This is a genomic window from Pseudomonas sp. BP01, assembly GCF_022760795.1.
Lineage (GTDB): Bacteria > Pseudomonadota > Gammaproteobacteria > Pseudomonadales > Pseudomonadaceae > Aquipseudomonas > Aquipseudomonas putida_Q.
The window spans coordinates 34509-53811 of sequence record NZ_JAFBKA010000041.1 but is presented as its reverse complement, the minus strand read 5'-3'; the positions used below and the strand labels follow the sequence as shown (position 1 = coordinate 53811).

At 61.3% G+C, this 19303-nt stretch carries 15 protein-coding genes and 4 tRNA genes; 17 read left to right on the top strand and 2 right to left on the bottom strand.

Going from position 1 to position 19303, the window contains the following annotated elements; genetic code table 11:
- Positions 1-93: 93 nt before the first annotated feature.
- Complete coding sequence (locus JOY50_RS25985) at positions 94-1842, bottom strand: sigma-54-dependent Fis family transcriptional regulator (protein ID WP_243056060.1); 1749 nt, start codon at positions 1840-1842, stop codon at positions 94-96.
- 220 nt (positions 1843-2062) lie between these two features.
- Here JOY50_RS25985 and JOY50_RS25980 point away from each other — a divergent pair, with 220 nt between their 5' ends.
- From JOY50_RS25980 to JOY50_RS25955, 6 genes are read left to right on the top strand one after another with little or no spacing between them, the layout of a single operon-like run.
- A complete protein-coding gene (locus JOY50_RS25980; RefSeq protein WP_132845934.1) occupies positions 2063-3157 on the top strand; it encodes an ABC transporter ATP-binding protein in 1095 nt (364 codons plus the stop codon).
- Positions 3157-4254 (top strand): ABC transporter ATP-binding protein, encoded by a 1098-nt coding sequence (locus JOY50_RS25975; protein ID WP_243056059.1) that lies wholly within the window; start codon positions 3157-3159, stop codon positions 4252-4254. The genes JOY50_RS25980 and JOY50_RS25975 overlap by 1 nt, the downstream gene beginning before the upstream one ends.
- Complete coding sequence (locus JOY50_RS25970; protein WP_019470731.1) at positions 4251-5114, top strand: carbohydrate ABC transporter permease; 864 nt, start codon at positions 4251-4253, stop codon at positions 5112-5114. Before JOY50_RS25975 ends, JOY50_RS25970 begins: the two co-directional genes overlap by 4 nt.
- Before the next feature lie 3 nt (positions 5115-5117).
- On the top strand, positions 5118-5918 hold the full coding sequence (locus JOY50_RS25965; RefSeq protein ID WP_019470730.1) for a carbohydrate ABC transporter permease: 801 nt from the start codon (positions 5118-5120) through the stop codon (positions 5916-5918).
- A gap of 12 nt (positions 5919-5930) precedes the next feature.
- A complete protein-coding gene (locus JOY50_RS25960) occupies positions 5931-6203 on the top strand; it encodes a DUF2160 domain-containing protein (RefSeq protein WP_019470729.1) in 273 nt (90 codons plus the stop codon).
- Positions 6204-6242: 39 nt separating this feature from the next.
- Entirely contained in the window at positions 6243-7982 is a 1740-nt protein-coding gene (locus JOY50_RS25955) for an ABC transporter substrate-binding protein (protein ID WP_019470728.1), read from the top strand.
- Between the two features lie 186 nt (positions 7983-8168).
- On the opposite strand, the gene folD is transcribed toward JOY50_RS25955, so the two are convergent.
- Positions 8169-9023, bottom strand: a complete 855-nt coding sequence (gene folD, locus JOY50_RS25950; RefSeq protein ID WP_138736887.1) for a bifunctional methylenetetrahydrofolate dehydrogenase/methenyltetrahydrofolate cyclohydrolase FolD — start codon at positions 9021-9023, stop codon at positions 8169-8171.
- Between the two features lie 270 nt (positions 9024-9293).
- On the opposite strand from folD, the gene JOY50_RS25945 reads away from it, so the two are divergent.
- The 11 genes from JOY50_RS25945 to JOY50_RS25895 all read left to right on the top strand — a co-directional run bounded on the left by JOY50_RS25945 (position 9294) and on the right by JOY50_RS25895 (position 19240).
- Positions 9294-9370: transfer RNA gene (locus tag JOY50_RS25945), tRNA-Arg, on the top strand.
- A gap of 42 nt (positions 9371-9412) precedes the next feature.
- A tRNA-His gene (locus JOY50_RS25940) sits at positions 9413-9488 on the top strand.
- 52 nt (positions 9489-9540) lie between these two features.
- Positions 9541-9625: transfer RNA gene (locus JOY50_RS25935), tRNA-Leu, on the top strand.
- 44 nt (positions 9626-9669) lie between these two features.
- Positions 9670-9745, top strand: a tRNA-His gene (locus JOY50_RS25930).
- A 470-nt stretch (positions 9746-10215) separates the two neighbouring features.
- Positions 10216-10515, top strand: a complete 300-nt coding sequence (locus tag JOY50_RS25925) for a DUF6388 family protein (RefSeq protein WP_019470725.1) — start codon at positions 10216-10218, stop codon at positions 10513-10515.
- Positions 10516-10763: 248 nt separating this feature from the next.
- Positions 10764-12077, top strand: a complete 1314-nt coding sequence (tig, locus tag JOY50_RS25920) for a trigger factor (protein WP_019470724.1) — start codon at positions 10764-10766, stop codon at positions 12075-12077.
- Between the two features lie 91 nt (positions 12078-12168).
- Positions 12169-12810, top strand: coding sequence for an ATP-dependent Clp endopeptidase proteolytic subunit ClpP (gene clpP, locus JOY50_RS25915; protein WP_012271562.1), 642 nt, complete (start codon positions 12169-12171; stop codon positions 12808-12810).
- A gap of 108 nt (positions 12811-12918) precedes the next feature.
- Positions 12919-14202, top strand: a complete 1284-nt coding sequence (gene clpX / locus JOY50_RS25910) for an ATP-dependent Clp protease ATP-binding subunit ClpX (protein WP_016485885.1) — start codon at positions 12919-12921, stop codon at positions 14200-14202.
- Between the two features lie 163 nt (positions 14203-14365).
- Entirely contained in the window at positions 14366-16762 is a 2397-nt protein-coding gene (gene lon / locus JOY50_RS25905) for an endopeptidase La (protein ID WP_019470723.1), read from the top strand.
- A gap of 152 nt (positions 16763-16914) precedes the next feature.
- A complete protein-coding gene (locus tag JOY50_RS25900; RefSeq protein WP_019470722.1) occupies positions 16915-17187 on the top strand; it encodes an HU family DNA-binding protein in 273 nt (90 codons plus the stop codon).
- Positions 17188-17368: 181 nt separating this feature from the next.
- Entirely contained in the window at positions 17369-19240 is a 1872-nt protein-coding gene (locus JOY50_RS25895) for a SurA N-terminal domain-containing protein (RefSeq protein ID WP_132846000.1), read from the top strand.
- The last annotated feature ends 63 nt before the right edge of the window (positions 19241-19303 follow it).

Here is a 19303-nt window from a genome sequence, read left to right as displayed (position 1 = left end):
CAGGTGGGCGGGTAGATAGACACTACCTGTCTGAAGGTTTCGTGCTGCCACGCTGCCAGGGGGGAGCCCAGCTTGGCGATGGGTTCATGGCCATCAGCGCGCACGCAAACGCTTGTATAACGTGGTGCGGCTGATGCCGAGGCGCCGTGCGACCGCCGACAGGTTGCCGTTGGCTTGTTCGACCAGCATCTGCAGGTCCGTCTCTTCGGCCGCCACCAGCACCGCCATCGGCGACTCGGCCAGAAAGCCCGCAGGCAGGTGCTCGACGCCGATCGCCCCGTTGCCCGCCAAGGCCAGCGCTACTTGCAGCACGCTCGCCAGTTCACGCAGGTTGCCTGGCCAAGGGTGTTGATCCAGCAGGTCGATAATGCCCGGGGGCAGCCGCGCAGGTTGCCCGGGGTCGCGAAAGCGGGCATGCACCTGCTCGATCAACTGGCGCCGGTCACCGCGCTCACGCAACGGTGGCAGTACCACGGCCAGGCCGGCGATGCGGTAATACAGGTCCTGGCGAAAGCGCCCGGCGCGCACTTCTTCGGCCAGGTCGCGGTTGCTCGCCGACACCACCCGGATATCCACCGGCACTGGCTCACCACTGCCCAGCGGTTGGATGCTGCGCGACTGCAGCACACGCAGCAGGCGTGCCTGGGTAGGCAGTGGCATGTCGCCGATTTCATCGAGAAACAGGATGCCGTGGTCGGCCTTGCGGATCAGCCCCGGGTTGCCCTTGTGGTGCGCGCCGGTGAAGGCGCCTTTGTCGTAGCCGAACAGCTCCGACTCCACCAGTTCGGCCGGGATCGCTGCACAGTTGACGGCCACCAGTGGCTGATTGGCGCGGCTGCTGGCGCGGTGCAGGGCGGCGACGAACACTTCCTTGCCTACGCCGGTCTCACCTTGCACCAACACCGGGATGTCCTTTTCCAGCAACAGGCCGGCCTGTTGCAAGGCCTTGTCCAGGCGCGGTTCGCCACTGCCGGCTTCGGGGCGATGAGCGTGTTCGCGTGGTGGGTGCCATTGGCAATGGAAGCGGTTGCGCCCGGTAGCCTGAAGGGCGAAGGCCTGTTCTCGGGGATGGTTGAGCAGCTGTTGCAGGGGCAATTGGAACAGCTGCTCGATGTTCTGCCGCAGCGGGTTGCCGCCGAGCAGGCTGTCGGCCCGGTGATTGGCGGCCAGCACCTGCCCGCGCTCGTCGAATACCAGAAGGCCGGCCCAAGGGCTGTCGAGGTTGTCGGAGGCGCTATTGAAGATCAGTTGCGCATGACGGTCGGCATGTGCGGCGAGGATCAGCCGGTTTTCCAGGCTCTGGCCCATCATGCGCACCAGGCCAAGTACCTGGCTGGCCGGCAGGTAGCCGTCGCTGGCTACGTCGAGCACCCCGACCAGCTGCCGCGCGGCGTCGAACAGGGGGGCGGCTGCGCTGGACATGTAGCGGTTCTGGCGCAGGAAGTGTTCGTCCTGACCGACGTGAATCGCCTGGGCGCACACCAGGGTGGTGCCCAGGGCATTGGTGCCGACACCACGCTCGAGCCAATGGGCGCCGGGGCTGAAACCATGCTGCTGGCTCGGTTCGATGAACCGCCGCGCCCCCCAGCTATCGAGCAGGCAGCCGCTGGCATCGGCCAGCATCACCAGGTAGCTGGCGTTGCCCAGCAGGTGCGCGTATTGCGGCAGCACTTCTTCGCGGGTCAGACGCAGCAGGGCCTGGCGACGCTCCAGCAGGGCGCTGAGCTCGGTGCGGGTCAGGCAGTCGAAGTCTGGCGCGTGTTGCGGTTGCAGGCCGTGATCGCGGCATCGAGCCCAGGAGGCCTGGATCAGTTGAGCGTGAGTCGAAGCGGATGCGGCCATGGGCCTGTCCTTTGTGGTTGTTATGGGCCGACCGCTGTTCAGTGTTGTCCACCGGTGTTCATTGTCAAACCGGCAGCTGTTCAGTTGTTCAGTGATTGTGTTCACGTGTGAAGCCGCGATGTGCCAGCGCTGCCACCCGGGCCCCGAGCCAGAGCGTCGGTGAACGACTGGCACGGAACTGGCTGTGCCTGGCAGACAACAATCACAAGAAGGCCACGCCATGTCCCTGGTGCTGGAGCAGGTCAGCCGCAGCGTCGATAACCAGCCCTGGATCGTCGAAGCCTCACTGCGTTTCGAGCCCGGGTCATTCAATGTGCTGCTGGGCCGCACCCTTGCCGGCAAGACCAGCCTGATGCGCCTGATGGCCGGGCTCGACCGCCCGGATCGGGGCCGCGTGCTGATGGATGGCCAGGACGTCACCGGGGTACCGGTACGCCAGCGCAATGTGTCGATGGTGTATCAGCAATTCATCAATTACCCGACTTTGAACGTGTATGAAAACATCGCCTCGCCGCTGCGCCAGGCGCGCATGGCCGAGGACCAGATCCGCCGGCGGGTGCAGGAAACCGCCGAGATGCTGCGCATCGAAACCTACCTGCAGCGTCTGCCGCTTGAACTGTCCGGCGGCCAGCAGCAACGCACGGCGATGGCCAGGGCGTTGGTCAAGGATGCTTCGTTGATCCTCTTCGACGAGCCATTGGTCAACCTCGACTACAAGCTGCGCGAAGGCCTGCGCCAAGAGCTGCGCGAGCTGTTCGCGGCGCGTCATTGCATTGCTGTGTACGCCACTACCGAGCCCAACGAGGCGTTGGCGCTGGGCGGCACCACCACCCTCGTTCACGAAGGCCGGATTGTGCAGAGCGGGCCCACCGCCCAGGTGTATCAGCGCCCGGGCAGTGTGCTGGCTGCCGAGCTGTTTTCCGAGCCGCCGATAAACCTGGTGGCCGGGCGTATCAGTGGCAACGAGGTGAGCCTGGCCCAGGCCGTGCACTTTGCGCGCAATGCCGACTTGCAGCCGCTGGCCGAAGGCGACTACCGCTTTGGCGTGCGACCCAGCCATATCACCCTGGTGCCGGCCCACGACGATGACCTGGAGCTGGCGGTGCTGGTGGAACTGGCTGAGATCAGTGGCTCGGAAACCTTTCTGCATGTGCGCAACGAATACTGGCGCATGGTCCTGCACCTGCCCGGGGTGCACGAATACCCGGTGGATACGCCGATACGGGTGTTCATCCCCACGCACAAGCTGTTCGTCTTCGACAGCACCGGGGTGCTGGTGCAGGCCCCGGGGCTGCGCCAGGCAAGGAGAGGCTGATGGCCGAAATCCGCCTGCGCCAACTGGCGCACAGTTACAACCGCCAGCCCGCCGGCGAGGCCGACTATGCCCTGCACGCACTGGATCATGTGTGGGAGCAGGGCGGTGCCTATGCCTTGCTCGGGCCATCGGGCTGCGGCAAGTCGACCTTGCTCAATATCATTTCCGGGCTGCTGACGCCGTCCCATGGCGAAGTGCTGTTCGACGGCAAACCGGTCAACCAGCTGTCACCACAGGCGCGCAATATCGCCCAGGTGTTCCAGTTCCCAGTGGTGTACGACACCATGACGGTGTTCGACAACCTGGCCTTCCCCTTGCGCAACCAGGGGCTCGATGAAGCCCGGGTGCGTGCCCGGGTGGAAGAAATTGCCGAGGTGCTCGACCTGGCTGGCGTGCTGCGCAAGAAGGCGCGCAACCTCAGTGCTGACGAAAAACAGAAAGTTTCCATGGGGCGGGGCCTGGTGCGCGATGACGTGTCGGCGATCCTGTTCGATGAGCCGCTGACGGTGATCGACCCGCACCTGAAGTGGAAGCTGCGGCGCAAGCTCAAGCAGATCCATGAGCAGTTCAATATCACCATGATCTACGTCACCCACGACCAGCTGGAGGCCTCCACCTTCGCTGACAAGATCGCGGTGATGCACGGCGGCCGCATCGTCCAGTTCGGCACCCCGCGCGAGCTGTTCGAGCGGCCGCGGCATACGTTCGTCGGCTATTTCATCGGCAGCCCGGGGATGAACCTGATCGACGTGCGCGCCGAGGCGGACGCAGTGGTGTTCGGCGATGTCCGCCTGGCGCTGCCCGACGGCCTGCGCGAGCGCCTGGCGGCGACAGCGGGTGGGCGACTGCATGTGGGCATTCGACCGGAGTTCGTGCAGCTGTGGGACAGCCCGTTCGATGATGCCCATCCAGCGCGGGTGCTGGACGTCGAAGACCTGGGTACCTACCGTATCGTCACCCTCGAACTGGGCGGTGTCGCGCTGAAGGCGAGGCTGGGCGAGGACCGTCCGTTGCCCGTGGACCAGGCCTGGGTCAGCCTGCCGGCGCAGTGGCTGATGCTTTACGTCGACGATGTACTGTTGGAGGCCGGACCATGAACAAGGTGCCGAACAACAAGGCTTGGTGGCTGGTGCTACCGGTGTTCCTGCTGGTGGCCTTCAGCGCGGTGGTGCCGATGATGACGGTGGTCAACTACTCGCTCCAGGACATCTTCGACCAGTCAAACCGCTATTTCGTCGGTGCCGACTGGTACCGCCAGGTGCTGCGTGACCCGGCGCTGCACGATGCACTGCTGCGCCAGTTCATCTACTCCGCCTGCGTGTTGCTGATCGAGATCCCACTGGGGATCGGTATTGCCCTGACCATGCCAACCAAAGGCCGTCTGGCCTCGGTGTGCCTGATCGTCATGGCGATCCCGTTGCTGATCCCGTGGAACGTGGTCGGCACCATCTGGCAAATTTTCGGCCGTGCCGACATCGGCCTGCTCGGTGCCACCCTGGCCAAGTTGGGTGTCAGCTACAACTACGCCGGCGACCCGTTCGACGCCTGGCTCACCGTGTTGGTGATGGATGTGTGGCACTGGACCTCGTTGGTGGCATTGCTGTGCTATTCGGGGCTGCGCGCCATCCCCGACGTGTACTACCAGGCCGCCCGCATCGACCGTGCCTCGGGCTGGGCGGTGTTCCGCCATATACAGCTGCCCAAGCTGAAGAACGTGCTGCTGATCGCGGTGATGCTGCGTTTCATGGACAGTTTCATGATCTACACCGAGCCGTTCGTGCTGACCGGTGGCGGGCCGGGCAACGCTACCACGTTCCTCAGCCAGACTCTCACGCGCATGGCCGTGGGGCAGTTCGACCTGGGCCCCGCGGCGGCGTTCTCGCTGGTGTACTTCCTGATCATCCTGCTGGTGTCGTGGCTGTTCTACACAGCCATGACCCATGCCGACAAGGACTAGGCCATGAGCATGCGCAAATCGCTGGCCCTGCTGCTGTACTTCTTCTTCCTGCTGGTGCCGATCTACTGGCTGCTGAACATGTCGTTCAAGAGCAACACCGAGATCCTGGGTGGCCTGACCCTGTGGCCGCAGGCGTTCACCCTCGACAACTACCGGGTGATCTTCACCGATGCCAGCTGGTACAGCGGCTACCTCAACTCGCTGTACTACGTGTGCCTGAATACGCTGATTTCGCTGCTGGTGGCGTTGCCGGCGGCGTATGCCTTTTCGCGCTACCGCTTCCTCGGCGACCGCCACCTGTTCTTCTGGCTGCTGACCAACCGCATGGCACCACCGGCGGTGTTCCTGCTGCCGTTCTTCCAGCTGTATTCGTCGATTGGCCTGTTCGATACCCATATCGCCGTGGCCCTGGCCCATTGCCTGTTCAACGTGCCGCTGGCGGTGTGGATACTGGAGGGGTTCATGTCGGGCGTGCCCAAGGAAATCGACGAAACGGCTTACATCGACGGCTACAGCTTCCCGCGCTTCTTCGTGAAAATCTTCATTCCGCTGATTGGCTCAGGCATCGGCGTCACGGCATTTTTCTGCTTCATGTTTTCCTGGGTCGAACTGCTGCTGGCGCGCACCCTGACCTCGGTGAACGCCAAGCCGATTGCCGCGGTGATGACGCGCACCGTGTCGGCATCAGGCATCGACTGGGGCGTGCTGGCGGCGGCGGGGGTACTGACCATCTTGCCGGGCATGCTGGTGATCTGGTTCGTGCGCAACCATGTGGCCAAGGGTTTTGCCCTGGGCCGGGTGTGAGGAGGGCAACGCATGGAGTGGATGGCCTGGACCTTGCCGACGGCGCTGTTCTTCGTCGCCGTGGGTTTGTTGCTGCTGGGCATGACCCTGTTTGAACTGCGCCGCCCCTGCGTGGAACGTCGGGGCTTCTTGCCGCTGGTCACCAGCCGTGGTGACCGCTTGTTCATCGGCCTGCTGGCCAGCGCCTACCTGCACCTGCTGGTGGTCGGCGTCAGCGACTGGCCAGTGTGGGTGGCCTCGCTGCTGTCGCTGGCGTGGCTGGTGGTGGTGCTGCGCTGGGGCTGAGCAAGTGGCCCTTTGGGATAACTGAAACGGGAGATCACAATGTTCGATAACAAGCACAACAGGCGACATTTGACCTTTGCCGCGCTGCTGGTACTGGCCAGCCTGCACGGCACTGCCTGGGCCGACCAGTACGAAGATGCAGCAAAAAAATGGATCGGCAGCGAGTTCAAGCCGTCGACCCTTACCCCGGAACAGCAAATGGCTGAATTGCAGTGGTTCATCAAGGCCGCCGAGCCATTCCGGGGCATGAAGATCAATGTGGTGTCGGAAACCATCACCACCCACGAGTATGAATCCAAGGTGCTGGCCAAAGCCTTCAGCGAGATCACCGGCATCCAGCTGACCCACGACCTGCTGCAGGAAGGCGATGTGGTGGAGAAACTGCAGACGCAGATGCAGTCGGACAAGAACATCTACGACGGTTGGGTCAACGACTCCGATTTGATCGGTACGCACTTTCGCTATGGCAAGGTGGAATCGATTACCGACCTGATGGCCAACGAGGGCAAGGCCTACACCTCACCGACCCTCGACCTGAAGGATTTCATCGGTATTTCCTTCACCACCGCGCCGGATGGCAAGGTCTACCAGCTGCCCGACCAGCAGTTCGCCAACCTGTACTGGTTCCGCGCCGACTGGTTCGAGCGGCCTGAGCTGAAGGCCAGGTTCAAGGAGAAGTACGGCTATGAATTGGGTGTGCCTGTAAACTGGTCGGCGTATGAGGACATTGCCAAGTTCTTCACCGAAGACGTCAAGGAAATCGACGGCAAGCGTGTCTATGGGCACATGGACTACGGCAAGAAAGACCCCTCTCTGGGCTGGCGCTTCACGGACGCCTGGTTTTCGATGGCTGGCGGTGGCGACAAAGGTTTGCCTAACGGCCTGCCGGTGGATGAATGGGGCATTCGCGTGGAGGACTGTCATCCGGTGGGGTCCAGCGTGACCCGCGGCGGCGACACCAACGGGCCGGCCGCCGTGTATGCCACGCAGAAGTACGTGGACTGGATGCGTGCCTACGCGCCCAAAGAGGCCCAGGGCATGACCTTCTCCGAAGCCGGCCCGGTACCGGCGCAGGGCAACATTGCCCAGCAGATATTCTGGTACACCGCGTTTACCGCCGACATGACCAAGCCAGGCTTGCCGGTGGTAAATGCCGACGGCACGCCGAAGTGGCGCATGGCGCCTTCGCCGAAGGGGCCGTATTGGGAGGAGGGGATGAAACTGGGCTACCAGGACACCGGCTCGTGGACGTTCTTCAAGTCCACCCCCGAGAAGCAACGCCTGGCGGCGTGGCTGTATGCCCAGTTCGTCACCTCCAAGACCGTGTCGCTGAAAAAGACCATCGTCGGCCTGACGCCGATTCGTGAGTCGGACATCAACTCCCAGGCCATGACCGAGCTGGCACCCAAGCTGGGCGGGCTGGTGGAGTTCTACCGCAGCCCGGCGCGGGTGCAGTGGACGCCGACCGGCACCAACGTGCCGGATTACCCGCGGCTGGCGCAGCTGTGGTGGAGCCATATCGCGGAAGTGGCCAGTGGCGAGAAGACCCCGCAGCAAGCCCTGGATGGCCTGGCCCGCGACCAGGACCGCATGATGGAACGGTTGCAGCGCTCCAATGCCCAGGCGACCTGTGCACCCAAGATGAACCCTGAGAAAGACGCCCAGTACTGGTTCGACCAGCCAGGCGCACCGAAACCCAAGCTGGCCAACGAAAAGCCCAAGGGCGAGACAGTCAGCTACAACGAGCTGCTGAAGTCGTGGGAGGCGGCGCGCAAGTGATCAGCTGAGCACCGCGTTGGCTTCTTCGCGGGCTTGCCCGCTCCCACAGGCACCGCACCGCTCTCAAGGGTTGCGCAGTTCCTGTGGGAGCGGGCAAGCCCGCGAAGAGGCCGGCAAGGCCAATGGATTAATCGCAGGCAAAAAAAAAGGCACCTCCCAGAGGTGCCGTTTTCGCATCACGCGCTATTACTTATGCAGCTCTTCAGCGGCATACAGCGTGTTTTCCAGCAGGCACGCCCGGGTCATCGGCCCGACGCCACCCGGCACAGGGGTGATCCAGCCCGCGCGCGGCAGGGCGGTCTCGTAGACCACGTCGCCCACCAGCTTGCCGTCTTCCTGGCGGTTAATGCCCACGTCGATGACGATGGCGCCTTCCTTGACCCATTCACCCTTGACCAGGCCCGGCTTGCCGGCAGCTACAACCACCAGGTCGGCACGCCCGACATGGCCGGCCAGGTCCTTGGTGAAGCGGTGGCAGACGGTCACGGTGCAGCCGGCCAGCAGCAGCTCCATGGCCATCGGGCGGCCCACGATGTTGGAGGCGCCGACGATCACCGCATCCATGCCGTACAGGTCCTGACCCGTGCTTTGCAGCAGGGTCATGATGCCTTTCGGTGTGCAGGGGCGCAGCAGCGGGATGCGTTGGGCCAGGCGGCCTACGTTGTAAGGGTGGAAGCCGTCCACGTCCTTGTCCGGGCGAATGCGCTCGAGCAGCAGCGAGGCGTCCAGGTGCTCCGGCAGCGGCAGTTGCAGCAGGATGCCGTCTACGGCCGGGTCATCATTGAGGCGATCGATCAGCTCGGTCAGGGCCTGCTGCGAGGTGTCGCTGGGCAGGTCGAATGCCTGCGAAATGAAACCGACCTCTTCGCAGTCCTTGCGCTTGTGCGAGACATAGACTTGCGAGGCGGGGTCGGTGCCGACCAGGATCACTGCCAGGCCCGGCGTACGCAGGCCTTGCTGGCGACGCTCCACGACACGTTGAGCGATCTGCTTGCGCAGGCTGGCGGCGATCGCCTTGCCATCGATTAGGTGTGCAGTCATAGACGCGTGATTAACCATCGAGAAGGAAACAATAAAGAGCGCGTATTCTCGCACGACACGCGCCAAGGGCAAAGGCGGGTGGTCGGGCAAATCCCCTAACCCCTTAAATAATTTAAATTTTTTTGAAAAAGGTGTTGACGACTTTCGGGGTCGCCTATAAGATTCGCCGCACTTGTCGGGCACAGCCTAGCACTGGTTGGCTAAGTCGGGCAGAATGAGTGGTTTAACAGTTACCTGTTAATCATTTGTTCGGTTAGGCTTCAAGCTTAAGCGCCCGTAGCTCAGCTGGATAGAGCATCCGCCTTCTAAGCGGATGGTCGCAGGTTCGAGTCCTGCCGGGTGCGCCATTAGGCAGCTTGGGCAAGCAAGTAAAGCAGTAATGCAATATGGTGGGCGTAGCTCAGTTGGTAGAGCGCTGGATTGTGATTCCAGTTGTCGTGGGTTCGATTCCCATCGTCCACCCCATATTCTTCAAAGGCGCCTCGATAGCTTCTGGCGCCTTTGTTTTAAGCGTTACGCGGACGTGGTGAAATTGGTAGACACACTGGATTTAGGTTCCAGCGGCGCAAGCTGTAAGAGTTCGAGTCTCTTCGTCCGCACCATGCTTCTGTAAAGCTGTACCGCAACATCGCAAGACCGCAATATGGTGGGCGTAGCTCAGTTGGTAGAGCGCTGGATTGTGATTCCAGTTGTCGTGGGTTCGATTCCCATCGTCCACCCCATATTCCAGAAAGGGCGCCTTGATCGTGAGATCGGGCGCCTTTTTGTTTTGGGTTTTGAGTGGTTGTGGTGTGTATGGCTTGGGTGTTTCGGCGCCAGTGAGACCGAGCGCCGCCCGCGCGGCGCTTCGCAGCACAAGGCTGCTCCTACATTTGTTTCGGGCCAGTCAATCCTGTGGCAGACGCACGCGACCGCCTCGTTTGTACGGTGCGATATCGCGTCAGACGCCAAGGTGTTCGCGCGCAAATCTCACAGAAATAATTGGCCCGAAACAAATGTAGGAGCAGCCTTGTGCTGCGAAGCGCCGCGCGGGCGGCGCCCGGCCTCACAGGCGCTGAAAATGTCGTGGTGCACGCCCTCACGGCCAATTCACATCCGACCCCTTGCAATCCTCTAGTGGCATCCCAATAAAAGCTGTTAGATTTCAGCCGGTTGAAACACCGGCCTGTTTGGCCGGCAGAGGAACAGCCCAATGATTGCAAAAGAATCCCGTCAGGCCCTGGCGCTACAGCGCTTTGCCGAGGCCAACCCGCAGTTGCTCGAAGAGATCCGCGAGCTGGATGCGCGCGAGCAGGCGCAACAGATCGAGTGGGCGTTCGAGGATGCGGCCGAGGAGCAGGGCATACAGCCCTGGGAGCTGGCGCTGCAATTGATTGCCGAGAGCCCGGAGCAGCTGCAGGCCATGCGCCTGGAGACGCACCGCGAGGTGGCCGAGGCGCTGGGGATGGAGTGGGAAGAATATTGCCAGTTCAACGAAATCGAACCTGAATAAAGGAAGCGAATTCGCCACTGGCAGTTGTTTGACAAGGTATTTCGGCTGCAGGGCGCTACCGGCGTCGTGCAGCCCCTATTGGAAGCAGGCCTGGCGGTATGCCGTACGGGCCTTGAAAGTTAATCGACCGGCGTGGTTTCCCGTCGTCCCGAGTGGGGTGACTTCTGCTGCGCGACTCACTAGAATGCTTGCCCTTGATTCTGGAGTCGGGCTAACGCCGGCTAACGTCTGTGCAACGAGGAATATCCATGCAAGTTTCTGTTGAAAACACTTCCGCTCTCGAGCGCCGCATGACCATCGCCGTTCCGGCCGAGCGCGTCGAGAACGAAGTCAACAAGCGTCTGCAGCAGACTGCCAAGCGCGCCAAGATTGCGGGCTTCCGTCCTGGTAAAGTGCCGATGAACGTGATCCGTCAGCGTTTCGAAGCTGACGCCCGTCAAGAGGCTTTCGGTGACCTGGTCCAAGCTTCCTTCTACGAAGCCATCGTCGAGCAGAAGCTGAACCCGGCTGGCGCCCCTGCTGTAGAGCCGAAGTCCTTCGAAAAGGGCAAGGACCTGGAGTTCGTTGCCATCTTCGAAGTGTTCCCGGAGTTCACCGTTGCCGGCCTCGAGTCGATCAACGTCGAGCGCCTGAGCGCCGAAGTGGCTGACGCCGACCTGGACAAAATGCTGGAAGTGCTGCGCAAGCAGAACACCCGTTTCGAGGCTGTCGAGCGCGCCGCGCAGAACGATGACCAGGTCAACATCGACTTCGTCGGCAAGGTTGACGGTGAAGTGTTCGCCGGTGGTTCGGCCAAGGGCACCCCGCTGGTGCTGGGCTCCGGCCGCATGATCCCGGGCTTCGAAGAAGGCCTGGTTGGCGCCAAGGCTGGCGAAGAGCGCGTTGTCAACGTGACCTTCCCAGAGGACTATCAGAACCTGGACCTGGCTGGCAAGGCTGCCGAGTTCACCATCACCGTCAACAGCGTTGCCGCCCCTGTGCTGCCAGAACTGAACGAAGAGTTCTTCGCCCAGTTCGGTATCAAGGAGTCGACCCTTGAAGGCTTCCGCACCGAAGTTCGCAAGAACATGGAGCGTGAACTGCGCCAGGCGATCAAGACCAAGGTGAAAAACCAGGTCATGGACGGTCTGCTGGCTGCCAACCCGATCGAAGTGCCAAAGGCTTTGCTGGAAAACGAAGTCAACCGTCTGCGCGTGCAGGCCGTTCAGCAGTTCGGTGGCAACATCAAGCCTGAGCAGCTGCCGGTCGAGCTGTTCGAAGAGCAAGCCAAGCGCCGCGTAGTGCTGGGCCTGATCGTGGCCGAAGTGGTCAAGCAGTTCGAACTGAAGCCGGATGACGCCAAGGTTCGCGAGATGATCGAAGAAATGGCTTCGGCTTACCAGGAGCCTGAGCAGGTCATCGCCTGGTACTACAAGAACGACCAGCAAATGAACGAAGTCCGTTCGGTTGTGCTGGAAGAGCAAGTTGTAGATACTGTCCTGCAGAAAGCGACTGTGACCGACAAGTCGGTCTCGTACGAAGAAGCCGTTAAACCAGTTGAGGCGCCTGCCGCTGCTGAGTAACGGGCTTCTCTCGTAGGAAACCCCCACAAGCCAGCCTTCGAGCTGGCTTGTGCGTATTCAAGCCATGACTATTTGGGAGTGAGCGCAGGACATGTCCCGCAATTCTTATATTCAGCAGAGCTCTGACATCCAGGCCGCAGGCGGCCTGGTCCCGATGGTTATCGAGCAGTCCGCCCGTGGCGAACGCGCCTACGACATCTACTCGCGCCTGTTGAAGGAGCGAGTGATCTTCCTGGTAGGTCCTGTAGAAGACTACATGGCCAACCTGGTAGTGGCGCAGATGCTGTTCCTGGAGGCGGAAAACCCGGACAAGGATATCCATCTTTACATCAACTCCCCAGGCGGCTCGGTGACTGCTGGCATGTCGATCTACGACACCATGCAGTTCATCAAGCCGGATGTCTCGACCATCTGCATCGGCCAGGCCTGCAGCATGGGTGCCTTCCTGTTGACCGCCGGTGCCAAGGGCAAGCGTCACTGCCTGCCTAACTCGCGGGTGATGATTCACCAGCCGCTGGGCGGTTTCCAGGGCCAGGCGACCGACATCCAGATCCACGCCCAGGAAATCCTCAGCATCAAGGCGCGTCTCAACGAGCTGCTGGCCTACCACACCGGCCAGGACCTCGAGACCATTCAGCGTGATACTGAGCGTGACAACTTCATGAGCGCCTCGCGCGCGGCCGAGTACGGCCTGATCGACTCGGTCTACGACAAGCGGCAACTGGCCTCCTGAACCGGGGTGCCAGAGCAGGTAGGCGCGCAAACCGCCTACCTGCGGACTTGAAAAAGCCCGCAATTGCCTTCATCTTGTGTTGCAAGCCTACCGGATTGGATCGATCGAATGACTGACACCCGTAACGGCGAGGACAGCGGCAAATTGCTCTATTGCTCCTTCTGCGGCAAAAGCCAGCACGAAGTGCGCAAATTGATTGCCGGGCCCTCGGTATTTATCTGCGACGAGTGCGTCGACCTGTGCAATGACATCATCCGTGAGGAGGTGCAGGAAGCCCAGGCCGAGAGCAGCGCGCACAAATTGCCTTCGCCGAAAGAAATCAGCGGCATTCTTGACCAGTATGTAATTGGTCAGGAACGCGCGAAGAAGGTGCTCGCCGTAGCGGTGTACAACCACTACAAGCGCCTGAACCAGCGTGACAAGAAGGGCGACGAAGTCGAACTGGGCAAGAGCAACATCCTGCTCATCGGGCCGACCGGCTCGGGCAAGACCCTGCTCGCCGAAACCCTGGCACGCCTGTTGAACGTACCGTTCACCATTGCTGACGCCACCACCCTGACCGAGGCCGGTTATGTAGGTGAGGACGTCGAGAACATCATTCAGAAGCTGTTGCAGAAGTGCGACTACGACGTGGAAAAGGCCCAGATGGGCATTGTCTACATCGACGAGATCGACAAGATTTCGCGCAAGTCGGACAACCCGTCCATCACCCGTGACGTCTCGGGCGAGGGCGTGCAGCAGGCATTGCTGAAACTGATCGAGGGCACTGTGGCCTCGGTGCCGCCGCAAGGTGGGCGTAAACACCCGCAACAGGAATTCCTGCAGGTCGATACCCGCAACATCCTGTTCATTTGCGGTGGCGCGTTCTCGGGCCTGGAAAAAGTCATCCAGGGCCGTTCCACCAAGGGTGGCATCGGTTTTGGCGCAGAAGTGCGCAGCAAGGAAGAGGGCAAGAAGGTTGGCGAGTCCCTGCGTGAGGTCGAACCGGACGATCTGGTCAAGTTTGGCCTGATTCCGGAGTTCGTCGGCCGTCTGCCGGTGCTGGCTACCCTCGACGAGCTGGACGAGGCTGCGTTGATGCAGATTCTCACCGAGCCGAAGAACGCCCTGACCAAGCAGTATGCCAAGCTGTTCGAGATGGAAAGCGTCGACCTCGAGTTCCGCAGCGATGCGCTCAAGGCCGTTGCACGCAAGGCCTTGGAGCGCAAGACTGGCGCCCGTGGCCTGCGTTCGATCCTCGAAGGCGTGCTGCTCGACACCATGTACGAGATCCCTTCGAAGAAGGATGTCAGCAAGGTGGTGATCGACGAGAGCGTCATCGAAGGCACCTCGCAACCGCTGATGATCTACGAGAACAGCGAGCCACAAGCCAAGGCCGCGCCAGACGCCTGATTCAGGCAATGGCCGGTAGTGGTTGCAAGCAAGAAGGGGGCCTACGGGCCCCTTTCTGCTTTTCCTGCGCTAACGCTTGTAATTTCCCAGGCGTGCCCCCACATTAGGTCCAAGCATCATTTCCACCGGTTTCCGGCCATAAGGCCGCTGTAGAGGCGAAATCATGAAGACCACCCTCGACTTGCCTCTTTTGCCATTGCGCGATGTCGTTGTTTACCCGCACATGGTTATCCCGCTGTTCGTGGGGCGCGAAAAGTCCATCGAAGCCCTCGAGGCAGCGATGACGGGCGAAAAGCAGATCCTGCTGCTTGCCCAGAAAAACCCGGCCGACGACGACCCGGGCGAGGACGCCCTGTACCGTGTTGGCACCGTTGCCACCGTACTGCAACTGCTGAAACTGCCTGATGGCACCGTCAAGGTGCTGGTCGAGGGCGAGCAGCGCGGCGCCGTAGAACGTTTCACCGACGTAGAAGGGCACATCCGTGCCGAAGTCTCCCTGATCGACGAAACCGACGCCGCAGAGCGCGAGTCGGAAGTGTTCGTACGCACGTTGCTGTCGCAATTCGAGCAGTATGTGCAGCTGGGCAAGAAGGTCCCTGCCGAAGTGCTGTCTTCGCTGAACAGCATCGAAGAGCCAGGTCGTCTGGTCGACACCATGGCCGCCCACATGGCCCTGAAGATCGAGCAGAAGCAGGAAATTCTCGAAATTGTCGACTTGACCACGCGTGTCGAGCACGTACTGGCGCTGCTGGATGCTGAAATCGACCTGCTGCAGGTTGAAAAGCGCATTCGCGGCCGGGTCAAGAAGCAGATGGAGCGCAGCCAGCGCGAGTACTACCTGAATGAGCAAATGAAGGCCATTCAGAAAGAGCTCGGCGATGGCGACGAAGGCCACAACGAAGTCGAAGAGCTGAAAAAGCGCATCGAAGCCGCTGGCTTGCCCAAGGATGCCCTGACCAAGGCCCAGGCAGAGCTGAACAAGCTCAAGCAGATGTCGCCGATGTCGGCCGAGGCCACCGTGGTGCGTTCGTACCTCGACTGGCTCGTGCAGGTGCCTTGGAAAGCCCAGAGCAAGGTGCGCCTGGACCTGACAAAGGCCGAGGAAATTCTCGATGCCGACCACTATGGCCTGGAAGAGGTCAAGGAACGCATCCTCGAGTACCTTGCCGTGCAGAAGCGCGTCAAGAAAATCCGCGGCCCGGTACTCTGCCTGGTCGGGCCGCCCGGCGTGGGCAAGACCTCGCTGGCCGAGTCGATCGCTGCTGCCACCAACCGCAAATTCGTGCGCATGGCCCTGGGGGGCGTGCGTGACGAGGCCGAGATCCGTGGTCACCGCCGTACCTATATCGGCTCCATGCCTGGCCGTCTGATCCAGAAGATGACCAAGGTGGGGGTGCGCAACCCGCTGTTCCTGCTCGACGAAATCGACAAGATGGGCAGCGACATGCGTGGCGACCCGGCATCGGCACTGCTGGAAGTGCTCGACCCGGAGCAGAACCACAACTTCAACGACCACTACCTGGAAGTCGACTACGACCTCTCGGACGTGATGTTCCTGTGCACCTCGAACTCGATGAATATCCCGCCGGCGCTGCTCGACCGGATGGAAGTCATCCGCCTGCCGGGCTACACCGAGGACGAGAAGATCAACATCGCGGTCAAGTACCTGGTGCCCAAGCAGGTCAAGGCCAACGGCCTGAAGAAGGACGAGCTGGAGGTCGACGTTTCGGCGATCCGCGACATCATCCGCTACTACACCCGCGAAGCCGGTGTGCGTGGCCTGGAGCGGCAAATTGCCAAGGTCTGCCGCAAGGTGGTCAAGGAACATACCGGGCAGAAGCTGGTCAAGGTCAAGGTGGCCAGCGAGCAGCTGGAGCACCTGCTGGGTGTACGCAAGTTCCGGTACGGCCTGGCCGAGCAGCAGGACCAGATCGGTCAGGTCACAGGCCTCGCCTGGACCCAGGTGGGTGGCGAACTGCTCACCATCGAAGCGGTGGTCATCCCCGGCAAGGGCCAGCTGATCAAGACCGGTTCGCTGGGCGATGTAATGGTCGAATCGATCACCGCTGCACAGACCGTGGTGCGCAGCCGCGCCCGTAGCCTGGGGATTGCCGCCGACTTCCACGAGAAGCGCGACGTGCACATCCACATGCCGGAAGGCGCCACGCCGAAGGACGGCCCAAGCGCGGGTGTCGGCATGTGTACTGCACTGGTGTCGGCGCTGACGCAGATTCCGGTACGTGCCGACGTGGCCATGACCGGCGAAATCACCCTGCGTGGCCAGGTACTGGCCATTGGCGGGTTGAAGGAAAAACTGCTGGCGGCACACCGTGGCGGCATCAAGACCGTGATCATTCCAGAGGAGAATGTTCGCGATCTGAAGGAGATTCCGGAAAATATCAAACAGGATCTTCAGATCAAACCGGTCAAATGGATTGACGAAGTCCTGCAAATTGCGCTGCAATACGCCCCGGAGCCCTTGCCAGATGTGGCTCCTGAGATTGTCGCGAAAGATGAAAAGCGCGACGGCGATGCTAAGGAAAGAATCAGCACGCATTAGTAGTTTTTGGCTGGGGGGCTTTCCTTGACAGTTTTTTCGGGCCCTTGCTATAAAGCGGCACGCTATTGTCATCAGGCCACCCAGCGCACGTTTCATAAGCTTTTCATTACATACTTAGAAACAAACTCAATAGAGAAATAAGGGGACTTAGAGTGAACAAGTCGGAACTGATTGACGCTATCGCTACATCGGCTGACATTTCCAAAGCTACCGCAGGTAAGGCTCTGGACGCTGTGATCGACTCCGTAACCGGTGCCCTGAAAGCAGGCGACGACGTCGTTCTGGTCGGCTTCGGTACCTTCTCGGTCAAGGACCGCGCCGAGCGTACTGGCCGTAACCCTCAAACCGGTAAGGCGATCAAGATTGAAGCCGCCAAGGTTCCAGGTTTCAAGGCTGGCAAAGGCCTGAAAGACGCCGTCAACTAAGTCGTCTTTCAGCCGGCCCCGGCCTCGCCGGGTCCGAGCACGCTGAAGGCGGGGCGCAAACGTTCCCGCCTGACACGTTTGCTAAGAAAAGGCGCATCCTCGGATGCGCCTTTCTTTTATCAGGATTCTACCCACGCTCCGCGGTTGTCGACGCAGTGGTACAGCCGTTTCTGGGGGACGCATGCTGCAAAATATCAGGGACAATTCACAAGGTTGGATTGCCAAGACCATCATCGGGCTTATCGTCGTCTTGATGGCGTTGACCGGTTTCGAAGCCATTTTCCAGGCCGCCACCCATAGCCAGGACGCCGCCAAGGTGAACGGCCAGACCATCAGCCAGAACGAGCTAGGCCAGGCGGCCGACATGCAGCGCCGTCAGTTGATGCAACAGTTGGGCAAGGATTTCGATCCGGCGCTACTGGAAGACAAATTGCTGCGTGAAGAGGCGCTCAAGGGCCTGATCAGCCGCAAGTTGCTGCTGCAAGGCGCCGAAGATGCCAAGTTTGCCTTCTCCGAAGCCGCGCTGGATCAGGTGATCCTGCAAACGCCGGAGTTCCAGGTGGACGGCAAGTTCAGTGCTGACCGTTTCGACCAGGTCATCCGCCAGATGGGCTACGGCCGCATGCAGTTCCGCGAGATGCTCGCCGAGGAAATGCTCATCGGCCAGTTGCGCACCGGCCTGGCCGGCAGCAGCTTTGTCACCGACCAGCAGGTCGATGCCTTCGCTCGCCTGGAGAAGCAGACCCGCGACTTCGCCTCCCTGACCTTCAAGGCCGACCCGGCCGCGGTCAAGGTCAGCGACGAAGAGGTCAAGGCGCATTACGAGCAGCACGCCAAGGAGTTCATGTCGCCTGACCAGGTGGTGATCGACTACATCGAGCTGAAGAAGTCGGTGTTCTTCGACCAGGTCAAAGTGACCGACGAAGAGCTCAAGGCCCAGTACGAGAAGGAAATCGCCAACCTCGCCGAGCAGCGCCATGCCGCGCACATCCTCATCGAGGTCAACGACAAGGTCACCGACGCCCAGGCCAAGGCCCGTGCCGAAGAGATCGAGCAGCGCCTGGCCAAGGGTGAAGACTTTGCCGCGCTGGCCAAGGAGTTCTCCCAGGACCCGGGTTCGGCCAACAGCGGTGGTGACCTCGGCTTTGCCGGTCCGGGCGTGTACGACCCGGCGTTTGAGGATGCGCTGTACAAGCTGCAGGACGGCCAGGTCTCGACGCCAGTGCGCACCGAGTTTGGCTACCACCTGATCAAGTTGCTGGGTGTGCAGGCGCCTGAAGTGCCGAGCTTCGCCAGCTTGAAGGACAAGCTGACCCGCGACCTGAAAACCCCGCTGGTCGAGCAGCGTTACGTCGATGCCAGCAAGCAGCTGCAGGATGCTGCCTACGAGGCTTCCGACCTGGCCCAGCCGGCCCAGGACCTGAACCTCAAGGTGCAGACCTCCGCAGCCTTCGGGCGCGAGGGTGGTGAAGGCATTACTGCCAACCGTTCGGTGGTGCAGGCTGCGTTCTCCGAAGAAGTACTGGAGGAGGCTGCCAACAGCACCGCCATCGAGCTCGACCCGGAGACCACCGTGGTATTGCGCGTCAAGGAGCACCGCAAGCCGGAGCAACTGCCGCTGGAAGCGGTGGCCAAGAACATCCGCGAACACCTGGCCAAAGAGAAGGCGACTGCCGAGCTCAAGGCCAAGGCGGACAAGCTTATCGCCGGCCTGCGTGATGGCTCCATCGCACCAGCTAGCGTGCACGAAGGGCAAGGTTGGAAGGCCTATGAAGCGGTTACCCGTGGCGAGGACGGTATTGATCCGGCCGAACTGCAGGCGCTGTTCCGCTTGGGCAAGCCGCAAGCCAAGGACAAGCCGGTGTATGGCAGCGTAGTGCTGCGTGACGGTAGCCTGGTGGTGCTGCAGCTCAAGGGCGTCAACGAAGGCGCTACCGCCACCGAAGAAGAGAAGCAGCAGATCCGCCGCTACCTCGCATCGCGTGCTGGCCAGCAGGACTTCGCGGCCTACCGCAAGCAGCTGGAAGCCAATGCGGATATCACCCGTTACTAAGCTGTTCGCTGTATGAACAAACAGGCCGCCTCGTGCGGCCTGTTTCGTTTCTGTTTACTGCAA